Origin of the sequence: Abiotrophia sp. HMSC24B09 (assembly GCF_001815865.1) — a bacterium.
Taxonomy (GTDB): Bacteria; Bacillota; Bacilli; order Lactobacillales; family Aerococcaceae; genus Abiotrophia.
In genome coordinates this window covers 522,275-544,792 of sequence record NZ_KV822195.1, presented here as the reverse complement: position 1 = coordinate 544,792, position 22,518 = coordinate 522,275, and the positions used below count along the sequence as shown (strand labels likewise).

General features: G+C 42.5%; 22 protein-coding genes. 19 read left to right on the top strand and 3 right to left on the bottom strand.

The window, feature by feature from the left end; genetic code table 11:
• Position 1: 1 nt before the first annotated feature.
• The gene (locus HMPREF3093_RS03705; protein ID WP_070755652.1) at positions 2-829 is read right to left on the bottom strand and encodes a pyruvate, water dikinase regulatory protein; all 828 of its coding nucleotides are present in this window, start codon (positions 827-829) and stop codon (positions 2-4) included.
• A gap of 60 nt (positions 830-889) precedes the next feature.
• On the opposite strand from HMPREF3093_RS03705, the gene HMPREF3093_RS03700 reads away from it, so the two are divergent.
• The 15 genes from HMPREF3093_RS03700 (at position 890) to HMPREF3093_RS03630 (ending at position 15,507) form a co-directional block, all read left to right on the top strand.
• Entirely contained in the window at positions 890-1,405 is a 516-nt protein-coding gene (locus HMPREF3093_RS03700) for a Fur family transcriptional regulator (RefSeq protein WP_257244497.1), read from the top strand.
• Between the two features lie 138 nt (positions 1,406-1,543).
• On the top strand, positions 1,544-1,717 hold the full coding sequence (gene rpsU, locus HMPREF3093_RS03695; protein WP_035364261.1) for a 30S ribosomal protein S21: 174 nt from the start codon (positions 1,544-1,546) through the stop codon (positions 1,715-1,717).
• A 142-nt stretch (positions 1,718-1,859) separates the two neighbouring features.
• The gene (locus HMPREF3093_RS03690; protein ID WP_070755651.1) at positions 1,860-3,062 is read left to right on the top strand and encodes a MalY/PatB family protein; all 1,203 of its coding nucleotides are present in this window, start codon (positions 1,860-1,862) and stop codon (positions 3,060-3,062) included.
• 12 nt (positions 3,063-3,074) lie between these two features.
• Entirely contained in the window at positions 3,075-3,464 is a 390-nt protein-coding gene (locus HMPREF3093_RS03685; protein ID WP_070755650.1) for a RidA family protein, read from the top strand.
• Positions 3,464-3,907, top strand: coding sequence for a GatB/YqeY domain-containing protein (locus HMPREF3093_RS03680; protein WP_070755649.1), 444 nt, complete (start codon positions 3,464-3,466; stop codon positions 3,905-3,907). The genes HMPREF3093_RS03685 and HMPREF3093_RS03680 overlap by 1 nt, the downstream gene beginning before the upstream one ends.
• Positions 3,908-4,071: 164 nt before the next feature.
• Positions 4,072-5,058: a PhoH family protein gene (locus HMPREF3093_RS03675; RefSeq protein ID WP_023392036.1), complete on the top strand. Its 987-nt coding sequence runs from the start codon at positions 4,072-4,074 to the stop codon at positions 5,056-5,058.
• Between the two features lie 9 nt (positions 5,059-5,067).
• Positions 5,068-7,290 carry an HD family phosphohydrolase gene (locus HMPREF3093_RS03670; RefSeq protein WP_070755648.1) on the top strand — a complete coding sequence of 741 codons (2,223 nt, stop codon included), beginning with the start codon at positions 5,068-5,070 and terminating at the stop codon, positions 7,288-7,290.
• Between the two features lie 26 nt (positions 7,291-7,316).
• Positions 7,317-7,847: an rRNA maturation RNase YbeY gene (gene ybeY, locus HMPREF3093_RS03665; RefSeq protein ID WP_070755647.1), complete on the top strand. Its 531-nt coding sequence runs from the start codon at positions 7,317-7,319 to the stop codon at positions 7,845-7,847.
• Positions 7,831-8,250 carry a diacylglycerol kinase family protein gene (locus HMPREF3093_RS03660; RefSeq protein ID WP_070755646.1) on the top strand — a complete coding sequence of 140 codons (420 nt, stop codon included), beginning with the start codon at positions 7,831-7,833 and terminating at the stop codon, positions 8,248-8,250. Before ybeY ends, HMPREF3093_RS03660 begins: the two co-directional genes overlap by 17 nt.
• Before the next feature lie 25 nt (positions 8,251-8,275).
• Positions 8,276-9,181: a GTPase Era gene (gene era, locus HMPREF3093_RS03655; protein ID WP_070755645.1), complete on the top strand. Its 906-nt coding sequence runs from the start codon at positions 8,276-8,278 to the stop codon at positions 9,179-9,181.
• A 28-nt stretch (positions 9,182-9,209) separates the two neighbouring features.
• Positions 9,210-9,968: a DNA repair protein RecO gene (gene recO, locus HMPREF3093_RS03650; protein ID WP_070755644.1), complete on the top strand. Its 759-nt coding sequence runs from the start codon at positions 9,210-9,212 to the stop codon at positions 9,966-9,968.
• A gap of 175 nt (positions 9,969-10,143) precedes the next feature.
• Positions 10,144-11,628: an oligosaccharide flippase family protein gene (locus HMPREF3093_RS03645; protein ID WP_070755643.1), complete on the top strand. Its 1,485-nt coding sequence runs from the start codon at positions 10,144-10,146 to the stop codon at positions 11,626-11,628.
• 3 nt (positions 11,629-11,631) lie between these two features.
• Positions 11,632-12,612 (top strand): glycosyltransferase family 2 protein, encoded by a 981-nt coding sequence (locus HMPREF3093_RS03640; RefSeq protein ID WP_070755642.1) that lies wholly within the window; start codon positions 11,632-11,634, stop codon positions 12,610-12,612.
• Positions 12,613-14,790, top strand: a complete 2,178-nt coding sequence (locus HMPREF3093_RS03635) for a LicD family protein (protein ID WP_070755641.1) — start codon at positions 12,613-12,615, stop codon at positions 14,788-14,790.
• Entirely contained in the window at positions 14,791-15,507 is a 717-nt protein-coding gene (locus HMPREF3093_RS03630) for a LicD family protein (protein ID WP_070755640.1), read from the top strand. It begins immediately after the preceding gene.
• A 56-nt stretch (positions 15,508-15,563) separates the two neighbouring features.
• Here the strand turns inward: HMPREF3093_RS03630 and HMPREF3093_RS03625 are convergent, their stop codons facing one another.
• Together HMPREF3093_RS03625 and HMPREF3093_RS03620 are read right to left on the bottom strand one after the other, a co-directional pair.
• The gene (locus tag HMPREF3093_RS03625; RefSeq protein WP_070755639.1) at positions 15,564-16,967 is read right to left on the bottom strand and encodes a putative glycoside hydrolase; all 1,404 of its coding nucleotides are present in this window, start codon (positions 16,965-16,967) and stop codon (positions 15,564-15,566) included.
• Between the two features lie 16 nt (positions 16,968-16,983).
• On the bottom strand, positions 16,984-17,622 hold the full coding sequence (locus HMPREF3093_RS03620; protein ID WP_070755638.1) for a YkyA family protein: 639 nt from the start codon (positions 17,620-17,622) through the stop codon (positions 16,984-16,986).
• Positions 17,623-17,745: 123 nt separating this feature from the next.
• Here HMPREF3093_RS03620 and lspA point away from each other — a divergent pair, with 123 nt between their 5' ends.
• The 4 genes from lspA to HMPREF3093_RS03600 all read left to right on the top strand — a co-directional run.
• A complete protein-coding gene (gene lspA / locus HMPREF3093_RS03615; RefSeq protein ID WP_070755637.1) occupies positions 17,746-18,198 on the top strand; it encodes a signal peptidase II in 453 nt (150 codons plus the stop codon).
• A 26-nt stretch (positions 18,199-18,224) separates the two neighbouring features.
• Entirely contained in the window at positions 18,225-19,154 is a 930-nt protein-coding gene (locus HMPREF3093_RS03610; protein WP_070755636.1) for an RluA family pseudouridine synthase, read from the top strand.
• Between the two features lie 38 nt (positions 19,155-19,192).
• A complete protein-coding gene (locus tag HMPREF3093_RS03605; protein WP_070755635.1) occupies positions 19,193-19,909 on the top strand; it encodes a DUF2786 domain-containing protein in 717 nt (238 codons plus the stop codon).
• 839 nt (positions 19,910-20,748) lie between these two features.
• The coding region (locus tag HMPREF3093_RS03600; protein ID WP_180363257.1) for a SpaA isopeptide-forming pilin-related protein at positions 20,749-22,518 on the top strand (1,770 nt) is incomplete at its 3' end.

Here is a 22,518-nt window from a genome sequence, read left to right as displayed (position 1 = left end):
CTTAGTTTTCATGCTTGTGTAGGTCTAGCATCTTGAGGATAATGGCAGCAGATTCTTCAATGCTACGTTGGGAAACGTCTAGGGTTTGGCAACCAATGCGTTTATAAACTTCTTGGGCAAAGTCAAATTCTTCCTGAATGCGATCGAAGGAGGCGTACTTAGTTGGACTGGTGATGCCATATTCCCGCATACGGGCATCCCGGTGTTGGTTAATAACTTCTACACGGTTAGTTAGCCCGACAATCTTGTTAGGGTCTAACTTGAAGAGGATTTCGGGTAATTCGTTTTCTGGAATCAGTGGCAGGTTAGCTGCCTTGTAACCTAACATGGCCAGATACATGGAGAGGGGGGTCTTACCTGTACGGGAGACACCCAGTAGGATGATATCGGCTTCTTCGAAACCTTTGGGGTCCTTACCGTCATCAAAAGACATACAATATTCCATGGCCCGAATCTTGTCGAAGTAGCGGTCAGATAGCTCGTGTTGGGCCCCAATAATCTTGGTTGGTTTCATGTTAATCCGATAGCCAATTTCGTCTACAATGGGTTGAATGAGGTTATAGTAAGTCAGCTGGTGTTTATTGAAAAAGCGTTCAGCATAGGCTGCCATCTCGTTATTAATCATGGTCATAAAGATTAAACCATCATGGGCAGCTGCATCTTCTAGGGCAATATCCAAATCGTTTATATTTGAAATAAAGTTGTATTTGTGACATACTTTATGTGCTGACGGATATTGAACAAGGGATGACTGCGCAACCTTTTGAGCAGTTTCTCCAATCGCATCCGAAATAATAAAGTAGTGTAAAGTTGGACATGTGTCTTCCATGGTGAGTCGCCTCCAATTCTTAATCACTTACATCATAGCATATTTGAAGGGGGCTTGTATATGGTTGATCATCACCATCATGATTGCCATGGGCATCATCACTGTCAGTCGCATGACCATCAAGAGACTGAAGACATGTCAGTTGATGAAATTGTACAACGTGGCATGGCACAGTTAAAAGAAGCTGGCTATAAAATGACCAAGAAGCGTCAGGAGATTCTGCGTTTATTTGCAGAAAATCAACGCTATCTAAGCGCCAAGTATATTCATCAACAATTAGCCAAAGACTATCCGACGATGAGCTATAATACGACTTATCGCAATATTTATGATTTTGTAGACGAAGGCCTCTTAGAAGCCACGGAGTACAATGGTGAGCAAATGTTCCGTATTAACTGCTGGAACTGCGACCATGGACACCACCATCATCATTTTATCTGCACAGTGTGTGGCCGGACCATCCCATTGGATGCATGTCCTATGGACCAGGTTAAGACAGACCTATCGCAAGTTGAAATCGAATGGCATCGTTTTGATGTCTTTGGTAAGTGTGCGCAATGCAAAGGTAAATCATGAAAATTATGGTAATAAAACCTTAAAAAATGAAAAAAGCCTATTGAAAAATAGGTAAGAAGTAGGCTATAATAGACAAGGAATCTTATTTAGATGCTTTATCTAGGAAAGGTTACTAAAAGCTCGGAGGGAGGGAAACCCATGTCTAAAACAGTCGTTCGTGAAAACGAATCTCTAGATGACGCTCTTCGTCGCTTTAAGCGTAACGTTTCTAAAACAGGTACTTTAAGAGAGGCACGTAAACGTGAGTTTTACGAAAAACCATCTGTACGTCGTAAGAAGAAATCAGAAGCAGCTCGTAAACGTAAGTTTTAATAACATTACGCTAGCTTATAAATAGCGATACATAGCGATTTAAAACACCCGGTGGCCAAGGTCATTGGGTGTTTTACTTTACTTGCAAATTTGCCCTGAAAAGGGGATAATAAAAACATCATTAGGACAAGGTGGGATGACCATGAATCAACATGTAGCTGATTTTTGCCAACGGTATTTTACAGACCGTCGTGGTAGTAACTGTAAGAAATGGGACTTAAGTCAGGAACTTTTCGGAGCACCAGATTTACTGGGGATGTGGATTGCCGATATGGAATTTAAGGTGCCTGAGGAAGTCCAAAAGGTTTTACATGAGCGGGTAGACCATGGTGTCTTTGGTTATTCCTATCCTTGCCCTGAATACTATCAAGCCTATATCAAGTGGCAGCAAGAAAGAGCTGGCGTACAGATTGAGTCTGACTGGGTTCGTTTTTCACCTGGGGTGGTCAGTAGCTTCTATTGGTTGGTTCAAATCTTGACCCAACCGGGTCAAGGGGTCATGATTATGACGCCTGTTTATCCACCCTTCCACGGCGCTGTTAAAGACACGGGCCGTAAATTAGTGGATTATCAGTTACAATTGCGAAATAACCGCTATGAAATTGACTTCGATGCCTTGGAGAAGCAAATTGTAGCGGAAGAGGTCAAGTTACTCATTCACTGTTCACCGCACAATCCAACAGGCCGTCTCTGGAGTCTAGAAGAGTTGGAGCAGCTCCTAGCCATTTGCCGTCGCCATCAAGTCTATCTGATTTCTGACGAAATCCATCAAGACTTTGTAGCGGCAGGCAATCACTTTGTTTCTGCCTTGGATGACCGCTTAAGCGTCTATCGTGACCTAGTCATTGTTTTAAACTCACCATCTAAGACCTTTAACTTAGCAGGTTTGCTTAATTCGCATGTGGTCATTCCAGATGAAAAATTAGGACAAGCATACGACCGAGGCGTGGCACCTTATCATCAAGCCAGCCACTCCCTGATGGGATTATTAGCTACACAAGCTGCCTATGAATCAGGTAGCCAGTGGTTAGAAGGTCTTAATGCAACAGTAGACTACAATGATGACTACTTACGCCGAACCCTATTAGCTGCCTTCCCGGATTTGGTCATACCTGACCGTCAAGCTACCTATGTGACCTTTATTGATTTTGGGGCCTATTTGCCAGCAAGTCAGATTAAGGATTTCATGATTCATGAAGCGGGGCTGGCAGTTAACTTTGGGGTGACCTTTGGCCGTCAAACTGCCACTTTCGTTCGTCTCAATTGCGCCACCCATCCAGATTTTGTGGCGGAGGCTGCAGACCGCATCATTTCAGCTTTGAATAAGCGATTAAATCAAGAGTAAAGGAGTTTACTTATGTCTATCCAACGTATTATTTCAGATAAGTTACCCAAAGCAGTAGGACCTTATTCACATGCTAGCTATGTCAAGGGCTGGCTCTATGCCTCAGGCCAATTGCCAATCGATCCTGTGTCTGGTAATATGCCAGCTACTATCGGAGATCAAACCCATCAAGTCTTTGCCAACCTTAAAGCCTTATTAGCTGAAAAGGGCATGACCTTTGACCATGTGGTTAAGACGACTGTTTTCCTCAATGACATTGCCGACTTTGCAACAGTCAATGGGGTCTATGGCCAATACTTTAGCCAAGACCACTATCCAGCTCGATCAGCCTTTCAAGTGGGGAAACTTCCGCTCAATGCTGGTATTGAAATCGAATTGGTAGCCTATAAGGAGGAAGTCTAATGACTTTAACAGAACGGATTAATCAAGATATTAAAACTGCCATGAAGGCCAAGGACAAAGATAGCCTTAAGGTCTTGCGCATGCTGAAAGCTGCTCTCCAGAAAGAGGCGCTAGAACAGCCTGAGCCACTTAGTCAAGACCAAGAGATTACCATTATTTCTCGGGAACTCAAGCAACGTCGTGATTCCCTGGCTGAATTTAAGAAAGCGGATCGCGAGGATTTGGTGTCTGCTACCCAGGACGAAATTGTTATTGTCCAAAAATACTTGCCAGAACAGCTAAGCCCTGAGGCTTTAGAGGCCAAGATTCGTGAGATTATGGCGCAAGTTGGAGCTACTAGCAAGGCAGACTTCGGCAAGGTCATGGGATTAGCTGCTAGCAGCCTTAAGGGCCAAGCAGAAGGTAAAGCCATTAATGAGACTGTTAAACGTCTCTTAGGCTAAGTTTTAGTTAACAGGAGCTGTGCTCCTGTTTTTTTGTTTTAAGGCGCAAAAATGTCACAAATCATGACTTTTAGTCCAAGACAAGGTATAATAGAATCAGCCTAGTGTGTCCACTAGTATCTAGCCTGACGTCGTCTGAGACGTGAAGAAGAGAGGGATTGCTTATGACGGAACAACACCCATATAGTCAGACATTAATTATTTCCAATCCGGATTGGCTTTTAGCCATTTTGGGCAATCAAGATCACCATATACAATTACTTGAAGAACACTTTGAAGTGCTTATCACGACGCGTGGTGAGCAACTAACTATTACTGGTCGTCAAGCAGCTGTTGAGTTGACACTAGAGGTTGTTAACCAATTAGTGCAATTGCTAGAACGCCATATTACACCGCACACCATGGATATTGTGACGGCGATTAAGATGGCCCAGAATAATACCTTGGATTACTTCCTCAATCTCTATGAGGAAGTCATTGGTCGAGCAGCAGATGGTCGGGCCATCCGGGTCAAGAACTTTGGTCAGTTACAATATACACGCGCTATTGCCAAACAGGACGTGGTTTTCGGCATTGGGCCTGCGGGGACAGGGAAGACCTTCTTGGCCGTGGTGCTAGCGGTTCAAGCCTTGAAGGAAGGGCGAGTGAAGAAGATTATCTTAACGCGGCCAGCAGTAGAAGCAGGGGAGAGCCTGGGCTTCTTGCCAGGTGACCTTAAGGAAAAGGTGGACCCATATTTGCGTCCAGTCTATGATGCGCTCTATACGATCTATGGGGCAGAACAAACCAACCGCCTGATGGAACGTGGCGTCATTGAGATTGCTCCTCTGGCTTATATGAGGGGCCGTACCTTGGATGATGCCTTTGTTATCTTAGATGAGGCTCAAAATACCACCATTGCCCAAATGAAAATGTTCCTCACCCGTTTAGGCTTCGGCTCTAAGATGATTATTAATGGGGATAGAACGCAAATCGACTTGCCAAAAGGGGTAAAATCAGGTTTGGTTGATGCTCAAAGTAAGCTTAAGGGAATTGACCGCATCCAATTTGTGACCTTTGATGCCTTCGATGTGGTGCGTCACCCTGTAGTGGCAGATATTATCAAAGCTTACAGTCGCAAGTTGCCCGATGAGAACATGGGCGAAGTGTAGGTGATAGGAATGAATCGACGTTTAGAGCGTCTGCAAGCTAAAATGGGCTTGAGTTATCAAATCCTAGTGGGCCTAGTTCTGGCACTTTGGCTCTTGCTTTTGGGCTATTCCAGTGTTCAACCTAGAACCTATAATTTTGCCCTTAACCGAGTAGCTGATATTACCGTTCGGGCTCCTAAAACAGTAGAAGATACTGAACGTACAGAAGAATTACGCCAACATGCACGCAGTCGTGTTTCCGATGTTCGACTTTACTCACCCGAAGTTAAAAACCAACAGGTTGATTTGTTGAATCAGTATTTTTCATTTGTCAAAGGCGTAAGGCAGAAGGATTATCGTGCCAGCGACCTTGAGTCGGCTGCCCGCGCTCAAGGCTGGTCTGATAATGACCTTGAGACCCTTAAGGCATCCTTTACTAGCAACAGTCAACGTCTCTATTGGACTCAATTAACGGAGGCAGAGCGACTCTTGCTCTATAATCAAAGTTTAAAACAAGGGTCAGTTGCCCTCATGAGTTTGAATGAATCCTTACCAGATAACGCCCGTAATCTCTGGCTATCACTCGATGACAAGCAGTTTGAAACTATGTCGACTTATATGGTTGATTTGCTGAGTCAAACCTTAAGTCAGGAAATTGAGCCTGCTAATACTGCGGCTAACCTAAGCAAGCTACGGGCTAGCCTTCGGGAAGCAGGGCAATATAGTCAGTATCAGTCGGCCCTGGTAGACTTCATTCAACCATTTATTGTACCAACCCTGGTTTATAACCAAGAAGAAACTAACCGCTTGAAAGAAGAAGCGGCGGCTGCCGTTCAGCCAGCTTATATTCTTCAAGGTCAAATTATTGTCCAAGAAGGGCATGTCATTGATTCGACTGTCTTGCGTCAACTCAAGCTTTTTGGTTACTTGGATGCCAGTGTAGGGCGCTATAATGCTTATATCTTCTACGCCTTGATTATTGCGCATTTCCTCTTGCTCTTAGGATTGAATACCGAAGGCTTCCGTTTCAAGCAAGCACCAAGTGCCAAGCGTCAAATGGCTATGACCATCTATGCGCTAGCCTTTGGGGGGCTATTCGCCGTCTTGAAGGCTCTCGAAGTACTTCAAGTAGGGGGCTTTGCCTGGGCAACGCTCTTGTTACCAATTAGTTTGTGGCCACTGCTTGTAGTACCCAAAACCAGTATGCGAGATGGCTTAATTGGCTTGGTATCTTTCAATGTGATGGCACTTTTCGTCTTGAGTGATGTCTTTAATATTTTGGAAAGTCTCATGCCTCTGGTCTTTTATTGTTTTACTGGTTTAATCGGTATGATTTTGGTAAATGCCAAGGTTTGGTTAGGGCGTAAACGACGTTTTGTTCCTGCTTATATTGGTCTACAGTTATTGACCATTCTGCCTCTATTACTGGGCTTTAACATGGATTTAACAACCTTCCAAGGTCGACGTATGGCAGGGCTAATGCTGGCTAATATCCTGATGACGGTCATTTTTTACTTGTCCTTGTCTCCTTACTGGGAGCGCATCTTTAACCCAAGCGCAGAATTAAGCCTACAGCAACTAGCCAACCTTAATCATCCTTTGCTTAAGGACTTGATTGAGAAGGCACCAGGTACCTACCACCACAGCATGATGGTAGCTAACCTTAGTGCCAATGCGGTTGAAGCCATTGGCGGAGATTCCCTGCTAACGCGGGTCGCTAGCTATTACCATGATGTTGGGAAGACACTGCATCCACTCTTTTTCGTTGAGAATTTGCCTGCAGGCGTTGAAAATCCACATAAAATGATTAAGCCAATTGAAAGTGCCCAGATTATCACAGGTCACGTGACCGCTGGTGTAAAAATTATGGAGGCTCATGATTTGCCTACTTCCATTCAGGATATTTGTTGGCAACACCATGGGACTACACTGGTAAAATACTTCTACTATCAGGCCCAACAGGAAGGGCATCCTGTCAATCAGGCAGATTTTCGATATCCTGGTCCTAAGCCACGGACTAAGGAAGCTGCTGTCATCATGATTTCTGATTCGGTTGAGGCTGCTAGCCGGACCCTTAAGGAGTATAGTCAAGCAAGCATAGAAGGACTTGTAGGTGGTATTATCCAAGGTAAAGTGGCGGATGACCAGTTTTCTGACTGTGACTTAACCGTTAATGAATTAAAAATCGTACAAGCCTCTCTAATTCGTGGAGTCGCAAGTATGTATCACACCCGTATAGAATATCCTAAGTAGGCCATTTAGGATTAGAAAGGACATTTATGTTAGTTGATATTATTGATGACCAAGCCTACCTGGCATCTGGTCAAGAAAAATTGCTTCATGAAGTCATTGAAGCAGCTGCAAAGTATCTGAACTTGCCTGAGGGAATTGAATTAGATCTTTCCATCGTGTCTAATGAAGAAATCCAAGTGCTTAACCGAGACTACCGTGGTTTGGACAAACCGACGGATGTTTTGAGCTTCGCCTTGACCGAAGTAACCAGTGAGTTTGATGTGGACTTTGCTCATTTAGACCTTACTGAGGAAGCGGAAGAGACAGAAGATTTAGAGGATACAGAGTTTGAGGATGAAGAAGCTATACCTCAACACTTGGGAGATATCATCATTTCCTACCCTCGTGCCCAAGAACAGGCTCAGGACTATGGTCACAGTCTAGACCGTGAACTGGCTTTTCTAGCAGTTCATGGCTTCCTTCATCTCAATGGTTATGACCACCAGACAGAAGAAGAAGCGCAGGAAATGTTTAGAATCCAAGAAGAGGTGTTGACGACTTATGGTCTCACGCGATAAACAGCCCTACAAGCATCATGCCAATCCAAGTATCTTGGCTTCCTTCCGGGCTTCATTGTCCGGTTTGGGCTATGCCTTAGCTAATGAGCGTAACCTCAAGGTTCACGCGGGGGTGACCGTCTTGGTTTTAATCATAGTGGGCTTGCTAGGCGTCAATGCCATTGAGGCAAGTCTCTTGCTACTTGTGACAGGATTGGTTTGGTGCATGGAACTGGTCAATAGCGCCGTGGAGGCCACAGTTGACTTGGTAGTTGGAGAACAATTACATCCCTTGGCCAAGGTTGCCAAGGATGTAGCAGCAGCTGCAGTTGTTGTGGCGGCTTTGGTGGCAGTAGGAGTGGGATTCCTGGTTCTAGGCCCTAAAGTCTGGCATGTGCTAGCCATTCTGTTGGGTCTTGCTTAAGTCTTAGAGAAAGAGAGCGTGAAACGTGAGTAATCAAGCATTTAAATCTGGTTTCGTAGCCATTATAGGACGCCCTAATGTTGGTAAATCAACCTTACTTAATCGTTTTGTAGGGCAGAAGATTGCTATTATGTCTGATAAAGCCCAGACCACACGAAATCGAATCCAAGGGGTCTTGACCAATGACCAAGCCCAAATTGTTTTTATTGATACACCGGGTATTCATAAGCCGAAACATGCCTTGGGTGACTTCATGGTTAATACGGCTTATAGCGCCCTCAAAGGGGTAGATGCCGTCTTATTTGTGGTCAATGCTGCAGAAAAGATGGGGCCCGGCGATCGTTTGATTATGGAACGTATCCAGAATGTTAAGGTACCTGTCTTTTTAGTCATTAATAAGATTGACTTAGTTAAACCGGATGATCTTTTGCCTATTATTGAAGGCTACCAAGAAGTCAGAGGTTTTGACCAAGTCTTTCCGATTTCGGCTACGCAAGGTAACAATGTGCCGGAATTGGTGGCTAAGTTGCAAGAAGCACTTCCGGAAGGACCTAAGTACTATCCAGATAGTCAAATTATGGACCATCCCGAATATTTTGTAGTGGCCGAATTCATCCGTGAAAAAATCTTACTCCTGACGCAGGAAGAGATTCCCCATTCCGTTGCCGTTCAAGTGCAAAGTATGCAGCGCAATGAGAATGGCAAGATTGAAGTTCAAGCTTCCATTATTGTGGAACGCAAGAGCCAGAAGGGGATTATCATTGGGGCTGGAGGTCAAATGATTAAGAAAATCGGCCAACTTGCTCGGCGTGATATTGAGCAATTACTGGATGACAAGGTTTATTTAGATTTGTGGGTCAAGGTTCAAAAGAATTGGCGCGATCGTCAAACCAATCTCAGTGACTTTGGCTATCGTCCAGATAACTACTAAGAGATGGTGATAGAAGGGAGCAGGGGGCATGAATGAACGATTTGAGGGCATTGTCCTCTTCAAGCGTCCTCACCGCGAACATGATGGCTTGGTCAAGATTTTTACCCAAGAATTTGGGACTAAGATGTTCTTTGTGCGCGGTCTTTATCGGGGCCATCATCGGCTGACAAGCGCCTGCCTTCCTATGACCCATCATGCCTATATTGGTGATATTCAAGACGACGGCCTCTCTTTTCTAAAGGAAAGCCAGTCAATCCAACTTTTCCAAAGATTGCAGGCTGATATCTTACTTCAGGCCTATGGCATCTATGTCTTACAACTCCTGGATGCTGCTCTAGAGGATAATCAAGCTAACCCTAAGCTCTATCAGCTTCTATTACAAGTGCTTGAAGCCTTAAATCAAGGCTTAGCTCCTCAAGTCATTGTGGCTTATCTAGAAATTCATCTCTTGCCAGTCTTTGGCATTCATATTCAATGGGCTTCTTGTGCAGCTTGCCAGGTCAGTGATCGCCCCTTAAGATTTAGTCTCAAGCGTCAATCCGTCTTGTGTGACCGCCATGCCTCTTTGGATATTCATTGCCTACCAGTTTCTAGTCGAGCAGTGCACCTAGCCCGACGTCTGTCCCAAGTGGATTTAAAACAAATCCAAAACATTAACTTAAGTGATCAGACTCTTAAGGACCTGCGACTGCTCATGGATGCTATCTATCAAGAATATGTCGGTATTCGTCTCAAGAGTAAGTCCTATTTGGATCAGATTACGCAATTAGACTGGTCAAGTACTTAGTTTAAGCTTTTTCGTCGCTTAATTGGTGATGAATAGCTAACAACTTACTGACATGCTAGACTATTGGCTAAGCCCTAAAAGATTAAGAATTTGGAAATCAGGTGAATAATTCGCCTTTTCGTGGTAAAATAGGTGGAGACAAATTTCAATTAGCAAAATAGCTATGGGAGGTTCCATGAAAAACATCAAAACCAATGCCCTCGCGAATTTCTTAGTGCGATTTGCGAACGTGGTGGTGCCTGTCCTCACAGGAACCTATATTAACCGGGTCTTTCAAAACTCGGTAGAATATAACTACTTTAATGCTGGCGACACGCTGATGAACATTTTCTTACCATTTGCCTCTTTAGGGGTTTATTATTTTGGTGTCCGGCAAATAAGTAAGGTTAAGCATGACCGAGATCAGGTCAATTACTTCTTCTCGAGCCTGTTCTACATTACGGTTATTTCATCCATCCTAACGACGCTATTCTATGTGGGCTATGTCTATGCGACTGTTCACCAGAAGAGTCAGTTGGCAATTTACTTAGTTTTGGGAAGTCAGATTCTATCTAGCTTCCTCTATATTGAGTGGATGGTGGAGGCCTTCGAGAATTATCGCTTTATCTTAATTAAGACCATCATCTTGCGCATTATTATGATTGTGGCGCTCTTTGGCTTTGTTAAAACGGCCGAGGATATTATCATTTATGCAATGGTCATGTCTGGCGCTCAAATTCTCAACTATCTCTTCGGTTTTGTCTGGATTAAGCGTCAAGTCAAGCTAGTCAAGGTCAAGGTTAAAGATATGCTGTCCATGATTCTGCCTTTGATTAGTTTGCTACTTATGTCCAGTGCAGTGACCCTTTATACGGCTTTGGATAAGCTGTTCCTATCCTATACAGATTCAGAGGATGCCGTCAGCCTTTATAGCCAAGGCCAAAAAATTTCAACTATGATTGCGACTCTAATTAGTAGTCCGATTTCGGTGAGTATTCCACGTTTGGGATACTATCTTGGCCAGAATAACCGCGAAGCCTATGACAACCTAGTCTACAAAGGGGCACGTCTCTTTGCCTTCTTGATTGCGCCAATTAGTTTAGGGCTCTTCATAACAGGCAATTATGCTGTCTTGCTTTATGGTGGGGGAGCCTATATGGGAGCCGCGACTGTAACAGCCATCTTTGGGATTCGGAGTATTACTTGGTCTATTGAGACCCTTTTCGCTAATCAGATTATCTTCATTCATGGCTATGAACGGAGTTTGACCCTTTATTATTTCGCCTGTGGCTTACTCAACCTAGCTTTCAAGTTCCTACTCCTTAATATGCATTTCTCATCTTCAGAAATCTATATCTTAACCACTTGGTTGTCAGAAGGAGTCCTAATTGCCCTCGAAATCTACTTTATCAAACGCCATGGCTTAATTAAGTTAAAACCTGTGATTGGCAGTTTCTTACGCTATGGGCTGATTGCTGCAGGGTTTATCCCAATCAGCATAGTGGTTAACGCACTATCTCCAGTGCGAATGACACATTTAAACTTAGCTGTCTTAGTAAATCTTGCCATTTTAATGACCCTATGTGGTCTATACTACCTCGCGGCCCTCTGGTTACTTAAAGATCCTGTGCTGACCGGTATGGTAGAAGCAGTTGGCAATAAATTAAGAAGAAGGGGATAGACCATGTCAGACTTAATTACGGTTGTAGTTCCTGTCTACAATGTGGAATCATATCTGGAGCGGTGTGTGACCAGCATTCGCAAGCAAAGTCATACTAACCTTGAAATCTTGCTAGTCAATGATGGCTCTACTGATAAGAGTTTAGAAATCTGTCAGCGTTTAGAGCAAGAAGATCAACGTATTCGCCTGATTTCGCAGGCTAATGGTGGTTTATCGGCTGCAAGAAATACGGGCATTGCTCAAGCAAAAGGGCAGTACATTGCCTTTATTGATAGTGATGATGTTATTTCTTTGGATATGATGAAGACTCTTTATCAAGAGATGGTCTCTGCCCAAGCAGACTTGGCCATGTGCTCACACTATGATATCTATGATGACCAGATTCCTAGTGGCACAGAAACAGAAGCACAGACTTGGGTCTATACAGCCAAAGAGGCGATTGGTCATGTGATGGCGGCTAAAGGCTTTACAGTCATGGCCCCAACTAAACTCTATAAGCGTTCACTCTTCGATGACTTAAAATTTGAGTTAGGGAAGATTGCTGAAGATGCCTTTATCATGATTCGCTTGTTAGCCAAGTGTCAGCGAGTGGTAGCGACGGATGCCAAGCTCTATTACTATATGCACCGTCCAAATAGCATTACCACCCAGAAATTCTCACACAAGTACCTCAATGTGATTGAGGCTTATCAACAAAACTATGAAATTATTAAACGGGACTACCCAGATTTGTTGCCAGTAGCTATGACACGGCTCTATTGGGCGCATTTCTATGTCTATGATCGTTTGTTGCTAGATTCAGACTATCAAGATGACAGTCTTAAAAAACGCCTACGGTCTTATCTAACAGACCACTTTTGGCAGATTATGCGTGATCCGCTTTTCACCAAGGGGCGTAAACTTAGTATGCTTGCTTTACAGATTAGTCCTGCTCTCTATAAGCAAATCATTAGTAAGAAATACAAAAAGGAGTTGCATGGATAAATGATACGATTTGATTGGATTGAGAAACATTACTACCAAATCAATACTTGCTTTTTATTAGCGTTGATTATGTATTGTATGGCGGGGCTTATTGTTCCCTTACAATTTCTCAGTGCCCATCCTTTAGTATATGGTACCATCACCTTAATGGGGTGCTTATTAGGGCTCTATAACTTATTATCCAAGAAGGTTCATCTCAAACTCAGTTTACTACCTTGGCTAGTTGCTTTCTTCCTCTTGAATATTGTGACAAGTCTCTTGGTGGTTAACTTTGGTTATATGGCAAACTTCAAGAATATGGTCATATTCTTCCTTTACTTCTTTGCCATTTACCCAATCTTTATTAATTTGGGTCAAGGACAAGCTAAGCGTTTGCTGAGTAACATGTTCTGGTTAGTTGTCATCGTGAATACTATCGGTGATTTGATTTCCATTGGCCAATTCGTTGCCTTGATTGGTTATCACGTCAGCGACTATAAAGGTTTAATTATTCGTCAAGGTTTTATTGAGTCCCGTTTATTTGGGATTTTGGCTAGCCCTAACTACTTGGCCATTATATCGCTATTAGTAGTCCTCTTCCTCTTAAGTCAATGGCGTAAGAGTCAGGTGACTTGGATGAAAGTGGCAATCGTCTCGTCTATTGTTATTAACTTCGTTTACATAGTCTTATCAGGTTCTAGAACAGCCTTATTATGCTTGCTTGCTGCTACCCTAATCTACAGCATGGTCAACATTTCTGGCTGGCAATTAAAGAAACGTTTCTTAACTATCTGTGTGGTCTTTGCTGCTATTGGTGTAGGTGTCTACAGTGTTAACACAGTAGGGGAGTTTTACCTACAACAATCAGGTGGTGTCCACATCCTCAACGATGAAGCCAGCGTGACAGGTAATCAAAAGGTTATCACTGGTGAAGGGACTTTAAAACGGTCAGATACTGAAGAAACTAATATCTCTAACAACCGTTTCGATATTTGGAAGTCAACCTTGGCTCTAGTTCCTTACCGTCCAATCTTAGGTTTTTCTTCAGGTAACTGGCACAGTGTAGCTAAGTCTTATGATGCCAATAGTTATGTGGTTAAGCAGCACTATCTCACTCATAATGGTTATATTGAAGTCCTATTCTACAATGGTATCTTAGGCTTTATCACTTTAGGATTCTTTATCTTGGCGTCTACCAAGCGACTCTTGGTCAAATGGTGGGCCCTCAACAAGAAAGGCGTTAGCCGCCAGGATTTAGATATGATTCTAGCTATGATGGCAGTTATCTTTACTTCTAACTTGTTCTTGAGTTCGACCTTATACGGGATTTCCTTCTTAGGGGTCATTTTATTCGCTATCTTGGGCTATTACGAAGCTGTTATAGCGAAGGATTATGCCGGTTATCGTCAGTTGAATGATCAAGAAGTTCGACAAGTTGAACTTGAAATCATGGACTATATCCATGCCATCTGCCAACGTGAGCAAATCCAATATAGCTTGGCTTATGGTACTTTACTGGGAGCTGTTCGCCATCAAGGCTTCATTCCATGGGATGATGATATGGATATTGCCTTAGTTCGTTCTGAGTATGAGCGTCTCTATCAAGCCATTAAGGCAGACCGCCATCCAGTTTACCAGGTGACGGGCTTCCAAGATGCTTGGCATTATCCTTTCCCATTTTGTCGTGTGGTCGATAAACGTACTTTCTACGAAAATAATACTTTGGCATGGCCAAGTAAATTAGGCATTTGTGTGGATGTCTTTCCCTTTGACCATGCTAAGGGAGATCAAGCAAAAATGGACCGCCTAGATCAGTTGCGGCAACTTTCGGCCTATTCTTGGAATGGCATTCGTAACGAAGAGGGAGGCTTAGGTAACCTTATTCGCTATGCCGTGAATTTCTTCTTCCGTCTCTTGCCACCTCGTATTTGGAACCAAAAAATGGACCAATTAGCACAGAAGGGGAGCGACTCTAATCGCCTTGATTACTTGATGGAGAAGAAACGTCGCGATACTAGTTTTGTTAAGATGTCACATGAACAGGTTCAAGAGGCTCAATTTGAAGATCGTCGCTATCAAATTCTGTCAGATTACGATCAAGTTCTGACGGCTATCTATGGAGCAGATTATATGCAATTGCCTGCAGAAGAAGACCGTGTTCAACACGCGCCATTTACTGCTTACAGGGAGGAAGCCTAAATGTCACTTATGCAATGGGCTAAACGGAGTTTGGCCAGTCTCTTAGGTAAACACAAGGACAGCATTAAAAAATTGCCGATTATTAAGCAGTTAAATCAAAAGGCTAATAAAGAGTTAGATGAAGGGCGACAAGCTCTATTAAGGGCTAACTTCGACCGGATTTTAGAGATTGTCTATGATCAAGACCACTTAAACTTTGATTTATGGTTGGATTTTGGTAGTCTGCTAGGTTACTACCGTGAAGGTGGGCGCATTGAGCATGATATTGATATGGACTTTGCTCTCAAAGTCAGTGACTTAGAGGCCTTTGATGTCTATGAAGGTCATCTCTTAGCTAATGGATTCCGAAAACGCAAGGACTTTACCTATGAGGGGAAAGTCGTAGAACGGGCCTATGATTTTAATGGGCTTAACATTGACTTTATCTTCTATGAGGTTACAGAGACTCAATTTTCGAGTGTCACTATTGAGTTCAAGATTAATGCCATCGGCCAGCCAACTCGCTTGATGGCTTATCGTTATCAATTACCACTAATGGAGATTGTTTGGGCCAATATTGAAGAACATAAAGTAATGGTACCGCAAGATTGCCATCGCTATCTTTCCTTACTATATGGCGCAGATTTCATGGAACCTAACACTCACTATCATTGGCAAGCTAACCCGATTTATCAGCAAGTATCGTCTGAACCAGCTCAAGTTAAGCTCTTACCTTAAGCAAGAATAGAAAATCCCCGTCACTGAATTAATCAGTGACGGGGATTTTCTGCTATCTAGTGATTGCCGTTATTTTGATTCTGTTGTGTATTCTGCATCTGATGGTTAGAACCTTGATTGGTGGTTGGGTTATTGGTGTTGTTACCACTGACATCAATGCCTTCAGAATAATCACCGTTAGCATTCCAGAGTAAGAACTCGTGAATATTGTGCTTGGCTAGGGCATTAATTTGTGCCTGAACCTGTAAGGTGCCGTATTCTTGGTAGGTGCCTACTGGTTTGCTTGAGTCGGTAAAGTCTTGAATCCAAGGGCGACTGATTACCTTATTTTGGACGTTTTTAAGCACCTGTTCTTCCGAGAACATATACTCATCGACTAATTCATAAGGGTGTAAGTCAGGTAGCTCAATACCGAAGAAAGCTGTCCCCCAGTGAGAAGGATAAATCATACTTGAGATAACATCTAATTGCTCGGCCATTTTAGCGAAGTCTTGACCAATCCCGGTTGTTTCGGTTTGACCACTAGTAACGGCCGTAATACCGAAGACGTCGGCACCAACTTTAACACCATATGGCGCAAGTTGTTCTTTGGCGAGTTTCAAGAAGTCAGTAATAGCCGCAACCCGGTCTTCACCTTCAATCTTATTACCACTTGCGGAGACATAGTTGCTGTAGTTGCCTTTGTCGAAGCGTAAATCTTCAGCAAAGGTCTCAAATCCTTCTGGGAAGCGGACATAGTCATACTGAATTTCCTTGAAGCCCATCTTAGCGGCCGCAATAGAAACTTCGATATTGTATTTCCATACTTCTTCTAGGTAGGGGTTAATAAACTGAGAGCCATTGCCATCCGACCAGATACTTCCTGTCTCACGTGAGTGGAAGGAGAGTTCTGGGTGTTTATCCGACATCATGTTATCTTTGAAGGTAACAATACGGGCAATTGGATAAATCTGGTTAGCTTCTAAGGTCTTGAGAGCGGATTTTAAATCGGCCACTTGAACTATGTTTTCTTTAACCATGGCATTATCGGTTTCGATTTGGGTGACAATTTGACCATAGTCATCCTTGAAGTCGATAACAGCAGCATTAAGGCCGTTTCGTTTCATCATAGCAATGACATTCTGGAACTTGGTCTGGTCGGCGATAATCTCAGGTGAAAGATAGATGCCTTTTACGCCATTTTTAGGATAAGCAATATTTATCCCACTATCGTAGAATAAAGCCTTAGGTAAATTGGTTGGAGTCACGAGAATACGACCATCTTCAATCTTAATTCCCTCATAACGGTTGGTTTTGCCTTGACTCCGCCGATTATTGAAGTCGGCTATCTCATCTGCAGTGTACTTAGCCTGTACCTGAGGGAGAGTCTGATAGGTCGGTTGGGCGGGTTCTTGCTTCTGACATGCGGTCAGAATGAGCATCAAGAGCAGCAAGATAGCGCCTGGTTTGACTGATTTCATGCATTACCTCCTGAAGCTATTTTTTCTGTTCTTTCAATTTAACTAGTTCAACTTTAAGATTGACTAGATTAGCATTTAATTTCTCAAAATGGGGCAGAACCTTGTCTAGATTCATGAGATTTGTTGTAGAGAGTGTGTTAACGTTTTTTAAGACATCAAAGAAAGACTGGTAGTTAGATTCTGGATTAGCAATGGATTTGAATGATTGAGATTCCAGGGCTAAATTCGCCGCATAGTCCGTTACATAAGTAGCTAAATCCTGGTCTAGTTGATTAATGGCATTACTGATATCTTGGAATTTGTCAGTGGGAAGATTCTTATTATCAGTTCCCTGACTAAGTTCCTTGAGCATCTCTTGAAGGTGAGTACGCTTTTTATTGATATCATCAATTCTTGATTTTCGTTCTTGAATGTTTTTCTCAACTTGGCTATCATTTTTGTTGAAAAGCGCCAAATCATTTTGGCCTAAGTCTGTTTCAAAAGCTGCTTGTAAATTCTTTTCTTGTGTTTGAATTTCGGTTAAATCATTGAGAATGGCAATAGTATCCTCTTGAATTAGGCCTACAGCGCGATCTACGCGAGTTAAGGAATTGTCGCAAGCCACAAGAAAAAGGCAACTACAGAGCAAAATCAATAGATATTTGAATCGCTTCATAAAGACTCCTTTACTTTAGTTTTTAGGTGCCACCTAGGTGTTTTCTTCACCATTTTGAGGTATAATAGAACTTATACATCTTTATTATACCAAAAAGAAAACGCATTTAACAAGGAGAACGACATGTTAGTCGCATTGGTTACGATAGTTGGCCTTATAATTGCCGACCAGGGTCTGAAGTTTTGGGTTGTTTCAAACCTTGCGCTAGGATCCCAAATTAAGCTTATTCCTGGATTTTTCAGTTTAACCCACGTACAAAATAGGGGGGCATCTTGGGGCATCTTACCCGGAGCTCAAGGTCTCTTTATTGCTATTACAGTCTTAGCAGTTACTTTTTTCAGCTATAAAATTTATAAAAAACAAGCTAGCTCTTCCTGGGTCAATTTTGCCTATGGATGTCTAGTAGGCGGTGCATTAGGCAATCTGATTGATCGTCTTGTCAATGGCTATGTTGTTGATATGCTACAAACGGATTTTATCAGCTTCCCAATTTTCAATCTAGCGGATTCAGCCTTGACGATTGGTGTTATCATTTTACTTGTACTCGCAAAAGAGCAAGATTTGAGTTTATTTTAAAGAATGTCGCAAAGAAGGAGTTGCTTATGACAGCAGAGGAATTTCAATTAAAAGGGCAATCGGGACGTCTGGATAAGATTTTAACCGACTTAATGCCTGGCGAAAGCCGCTCAACTATTCAAAAGATTATCAAAGACGGCCTTGTTAGGGTAGATGGGCACCATCAAAAAGCCAACTTTAAACTAAAGGGAGATGAATGCCTCCTGGTTGAGCGTCGAAGCCTTATAGTAGAAGAAGACACCCTACCAGAACCTGAGGCAATGGATCTAAATATTGTATATGAAGACGAGGATATCCTGGTCATTAATAAACCAGCAGGATTAGTCGTGCATCCTTCGAAAGGCCATCTACAGGGAACTCTGGTCAATGGCTTACTTCATTACTTGAACGGAAATCTGTCCAGCGGCTCGGATTTATACCGCCCTGGTATCGTACATCGGATTGATAAGGACACTTCTGGCCTCTTAGTAGTAGCTAAACATAATGCCGCTCACCAAGCCCTAGCAGACCAACTAGTCAATCATGATATGCGTCGCTCATATAGGGCACTCGTGCATGGCCACGTCAAAGCTCCGCAAGGTACTATTGAAGCCCCACTGCAACGAGATCCAGCAAATCGCTTGCGTTGGACGGTTGCTAAAGACGGGAAATATGCTTTAACTCGTTTTCAAGTCTTAGAAAGTTATGAGAATGCTACTTTATTAGACTTGGAGCTAGAGACCGGTCGGACTCACCAGATTCGTGTCCACCTAGAGTTTATTGGACATCCACTAGTTGGTGACCCAGTATATCGCAAGGGGCTGGACCATGTCAAAGGGTCACTCGTCCATGATATGTCTGGCCAACTACTCCATGCCTATGCACTTAAATTACAACATCCTAGAACAGGTGAGTGGTTAGAATTTAAGGCGCCACTGCCAGGTCATTTTGAGCAAGTTTTAAGTCAGTTAGCTTGAATTTATGACCAACGTTTCCACAGAAAGGTCGGGTATTCATGAATCCAAATGATAAAATCTTGGATAAAATCCGTAATTTGCTTGAGCTAGCAGAGGACGGTAACCAGGATGAGGAGAGCCAGACAGCTCTCTTGATGGCACAAAAACTCATGCTTAAGCATAAAATATCTCAGCATGAGCTAGATGCGGCCACTAGTCTAGATGTCATTGTCACACGTTCCTTATCTGTCTACAAAACCCTCTTTTGGTGGGAGAAGCTATTGGCACGAACTATTGCAGATAATTTTCGCATTATGCTCTATGTGCAGAGCACGCGATTGCCTCATCAATCAAAAACTCAGCGCAAGATCGTCTATATGGGATATCAGTCAGACGTGGATTTAGCCTATCATGTCTTTCAACTAGCGACTAAGGCCATGAAGTATCATGCTGGACAACACCTTAAATTAGTTAGCCAAGATTTGACCTCCTCCCAGAAGCAAAGCCAACGTCGAGCCTATTATCAAGGTTTTATGGATGGCTTAGCAGCAAAATATGAGCGTCAGCGTCAAGTTATGGTAGCGGAAGAAGCGGGCTATTCCTTGGTAATTCAAGTTCCTGAAGAGGTAAGAGAGGCTTTCCGCGCTCAGGTTCAGGGGCATATTGTCTTTAAGCAACCTCATGTCACTGAAGAGGGCTTGGCCTATGAGAGTGGCTATCAACAAGCTAAATCAATGAGTCTTGAGGCTGCTCAGCTAGATTGCGGAGATAATTAGAATTTAATATCAAAAACGTTTGCAAAGAAAAGTAGTTAATCTGTGAGTTAACTACTTTTTTTGTGCTTTTAAGATCTCAATCAAACCAATATATTTGTACGAAAAATTTAACTGCAAAACTGGTTGCGCTTGCAAAAAATATTAAAAGTTAAATTTTGATGTATCTATTTCATGCTAGGTTATAAAGCCTAGATAACTTTAAAGCGGATTAATGAATGTCATTTTATATAGACAAGTTAATATCAATAACTTTTCTATATAATCGCAATGTTCGTATTTTTGTGTTGATTATATAACTATACATCTATAAATATGTATATTTGGGTGTATCAACCTCTATATATAGATGGTGATACGAATATTAGAAACAATATGTGGCATTAATTAACGTTTTTCGATTTACAGAACGTAACCTTTTTGTTATAATGTCAGTGACTGGTTATATAAATGAAATAGTTTTTCTAGTGCAATTGTCATAAGACTGTCTCAATGTCTTGATGTATTAATATCTCAGTCGTGTCCTATCACTCATATTTACGAATATAGGGGGTTGGTGAAATGAAAAATATCAAGTGTAAGTGATAGGTAGGGACGAAAGGTAGTAAATAAACTATCATTTATAAAGATAGATTGGAAGTCTGTATAAGAAAGTAATTTATTAAGAATAGGACTATTGGTTAATTAGCAAATATAAGAAACCTAGACTTAACTAGTCGAACGAATAGCGATTAAGGATTTGGCTACTCATTCTGATTGAAGCAGGGCTTTGCCCCACAAGGGCCGTTGTCATAGAGTGTTCTGTTGCCGTGAGGATGACTTAATCAAGAGGAGGAAAATATATGAAGGAAAATGTTAAATGGGCAAAACTGTTTGCCATCTTAATGCTCATCTTCAGTGTTTTATCAGGCCCGTTAGAGGCTTTTGCTCAGGATGTCAGTAGCGCATCCGATGTCGAGGAGCTTGTCTCTTCGTCTGTAAATTCGTCGTCAAATGATGATGCAAATGAAAATGCTTCATCAGAATCTGAAGAGGAAACAAGCTTCCCCCAAGCACAAGCGCTTAATACTAATATCAACGGCACACCTAAAGCCTTACACAATGCAGTTAGAAGTGCCATTGTTTGGGACTATAACAATGCTCGTGAAGCAACTAAGGATGAAGACGGTAACTACGTTTTAAGAGAAGGGTCGCTCTTTGGTTTTGAAATGCAGTTTGACCTAGCAGACTATGATTATAACTTGAACAATGGGGATTACTTTGAATATGAAATTCCAGCACCTCTAACAGTTCTAGCAGGGAGTTTTGACTTGATTGATGGTCCGACTGGCATTGCCGTTGGTGTTGCGGAAGTTACTTCTAACGGCCCTGGTCAAGGTGGTTCAGTTCATATCAGCATTCAAAACTTAGAAAAATACCTTGAAGCTAAAAAAGCGGATACTGCTTATGGTGTACGGGGAAGTTTCTTTGTACAGTTTAAATCTGATACAATTAAAACTCCAGTTACTATTCGCCTTAAAGATAAAGGTTCCGCTGCAGGCGTAAATATCGTGTTAAAAGTAGATCCGCGTGGCCCAGTCACTGACAACGGCCCTTACCTAAGCGGTGAGAACTTTAACAAGTTATGGGGGGTTATGATTGAAGATCCTTGGGAATCTGTTGCTCTGGGCACTACAGGTAATTATGTTCACCCTTGGCGTGTTCGTCTTAACGCAAGCCTAGGCAAATATAATAAATATGTTGTTTATGATGAAATTTCCCAGGGTAGTGGGGACATGCAGTTTATCCCTGAAAGCTTCCGTCTCTTGTCGGGTAAAAAGATTAATCAGAACTGGGGTTTAGATGATGGTTATGAATTAGAAGAAGGTAGTGACTACTCTATTAGCTTCAGTGATAACTACACTAAGTTCAAAATGACTATCTTCAACCCATCTGGTAAACCTTTCATTTTGGACTATAAAACAACCGCTCCTGGGGATGGGAGTACCGTTGGGAACGTGATTTCTGTTCAAGGTGATGATAAACCCCTCCCTAATAACGCAGTAAACAATAGCACGAAAGAGGAAGTTCGTCGTCGTAGCAGTTTGACGGAAGGCGGGGCTATTCAATTGAATGTTGCCTACCGTATTGTGATTAATAAGGTAGATGCTGAAACTAAGAAGCCTTTAGCGGGCGCTGTCTTTAAAGTAACTGACCCAGATGGGAATGAATTCCGCTTAGCGCCTACTGGCACGGATGGTTCAACCATTTCTGATAAAATTAAAGATACTTTAGCTGCAAAAGGAACCTTCAAAATTCAAGAAGAGACAGCTCCAGCAGGCTACGAGTTATCCAATGATGTGACTGAAGTAACCGTAACTGAAACAGGCGTAATCCGTACAATTGAGAACAAAAAACGTTCTACAGGGTTTAAGGCTACTAAGGTATGGGCAGGTGACCAAGATGCTTCTAAGCGTCCGTCTATCAAATTCCAACTTAAGCGTGATGGCGCTAACTATGGCGATGTTAAAGATGTGCCAAAAGCCGGTGGGGTCGTAACTTGGTCTAACTTACCATACTATCAAGATGGTAAGACCGATCCATCTGTCTACACGGTTGAAGAAACTGGCGTA

Bases quoted from the DNA above. Each gene is read 5' to 3' on its own strand.
- HMPREF3093_RS03705 (WP_070755652.1), bottom strand. From the start codon at position 829: ATGGAAGACACATGTCCAACTTTACACTACTTTATTATTTCGGATGCG.
- lspA (WP_070755637.1), top strand. From the start codon at position 17,746: ATGTTAGTCGCATTGGTTACGATAGTTGGCCTTATAATTGCCGACCAG.
- HMPREF3093_RS03700 (WP_257244497.1), top strand. From the start codon at position 890: ATGGTTGATCATCACCATCATGATTGCCATGGGCATCATCACTGTCAG.
- HMPREF3093_RS03610 (WP_070755636.1), top strand. From the start codon at position 18,225: ATGACAGCAGAGGAATTTCAATTAAAAGGGCAATCGGGACGTCTGGAT.
- HMPREF3093_RS03690 (WP_070755651.1), top strand. From the start codon at position 1,860: ATGAATCAACATGTAGCTGATTTTTGCCAACGGTATTTTACAGACCGT.
- HMPREF3093_RS03635 (WP_070755641.1), top strand. From the start codon at position 12,613: ATGATACGATTTGATTGGATTGAGAAACATTACTACCAAATCAATACT.
- HMPREF3093_RS03640 (WP_070755642.1), top strand. From the start codon at position 11,632: ATGTCAGACTTAATTACGGTTGTAGTTCCTGTCTACAATGTGGAATCA.
- HMPREF3093_RS03630 (WP_070755640.1), top strand. From the start codon at position 14,791: ATGTCACTTATGCAATGGGCTAAACGGAGTTTGGCCAGTCTCTTAGGT.
- HMPREF3093_RS03645 (WP_070755643.1), top strand. From the start codon at position 10,144: ATGAAAAACATCAAAACCAATGCCCTCGCGAATTTCTTAGTGCGATTT.
- HMPREF3093_RS03680 (WP_070755649.1), top strand. From the start codon at position 3,464: ATGACTTTAACAGAACGGATTAATCAAGATATTAAAACTGCCATGAAG.
- HMPREF3093_RS03620 (WP_070755638.1), bottom strand. From the start codon at position 17,622: ATGAAGCGATTCAAATATCTATTGATTTTGCTCTGTAGTTGCCTTTTT.
- HMPREF3093_RS03685 (WP_070755650.1), top strand. From the start codon at position 3,075: ATGTCTATCCAACGTATTATTTCAGATAAGTTACCCAAAGCAGTAGGA.
- HMPREF3093_RS03675 (WP_023392036.1), top strand. From the start codon at position 4,072: ATGACGGAACAACACCCATATAGTCAGACATTAATTATTTCCAATCCG.
- rpsU (WP_035364261.1), top strand. From the start codon at position 1,544: ATGTCTAAAACAGTCGTTCGTGAAAACGAATCTCTAGATGACGCTCTT.
- ybeY (WP_070755647.1), top strand. From the start codon at position 7,317: ATGTTAGTTGATATTATTGATGACCAAGCCTACCTGGCATCTGGTCAA.
- HMPREF3093_RS03670 (WP_070755648.1), top strand. From the start codon at position 5,068: ATGAATCGACGTTTAGAGCGTCTGCAAGCTAAAATGGGCTTGAGTTAT.
- recO (WP_070755644.1), top strand. From the start codon at position 9,210: ATGAATGAACGATTTGAGGGCATTGTCCTCTTCAAGCGTCCTCACCGC.
- HMPREF3093_RS03625 (WP_070755639.1), bottom strand. From the start codon at position 16,967: ATGAAATCAGTCAAACCAGGCGCTATCTTGCTGCTCTTGATGCTCATT.
- HMPREF3093_RS03605 (WP_070755635.1), top strand. From the start codon at position 19,193: ATGAATCCAAATGATAAAATCTTGGATAAAATCCGTAATTTGCTTGAG.
- HMPREF3093_RS03660 (WP_070755646.1), top strand. From the start codon at position 7,831: ATGGTCTCACGCGATAAACAGCCCTACAAGCATCATGCCAATCCAAGT.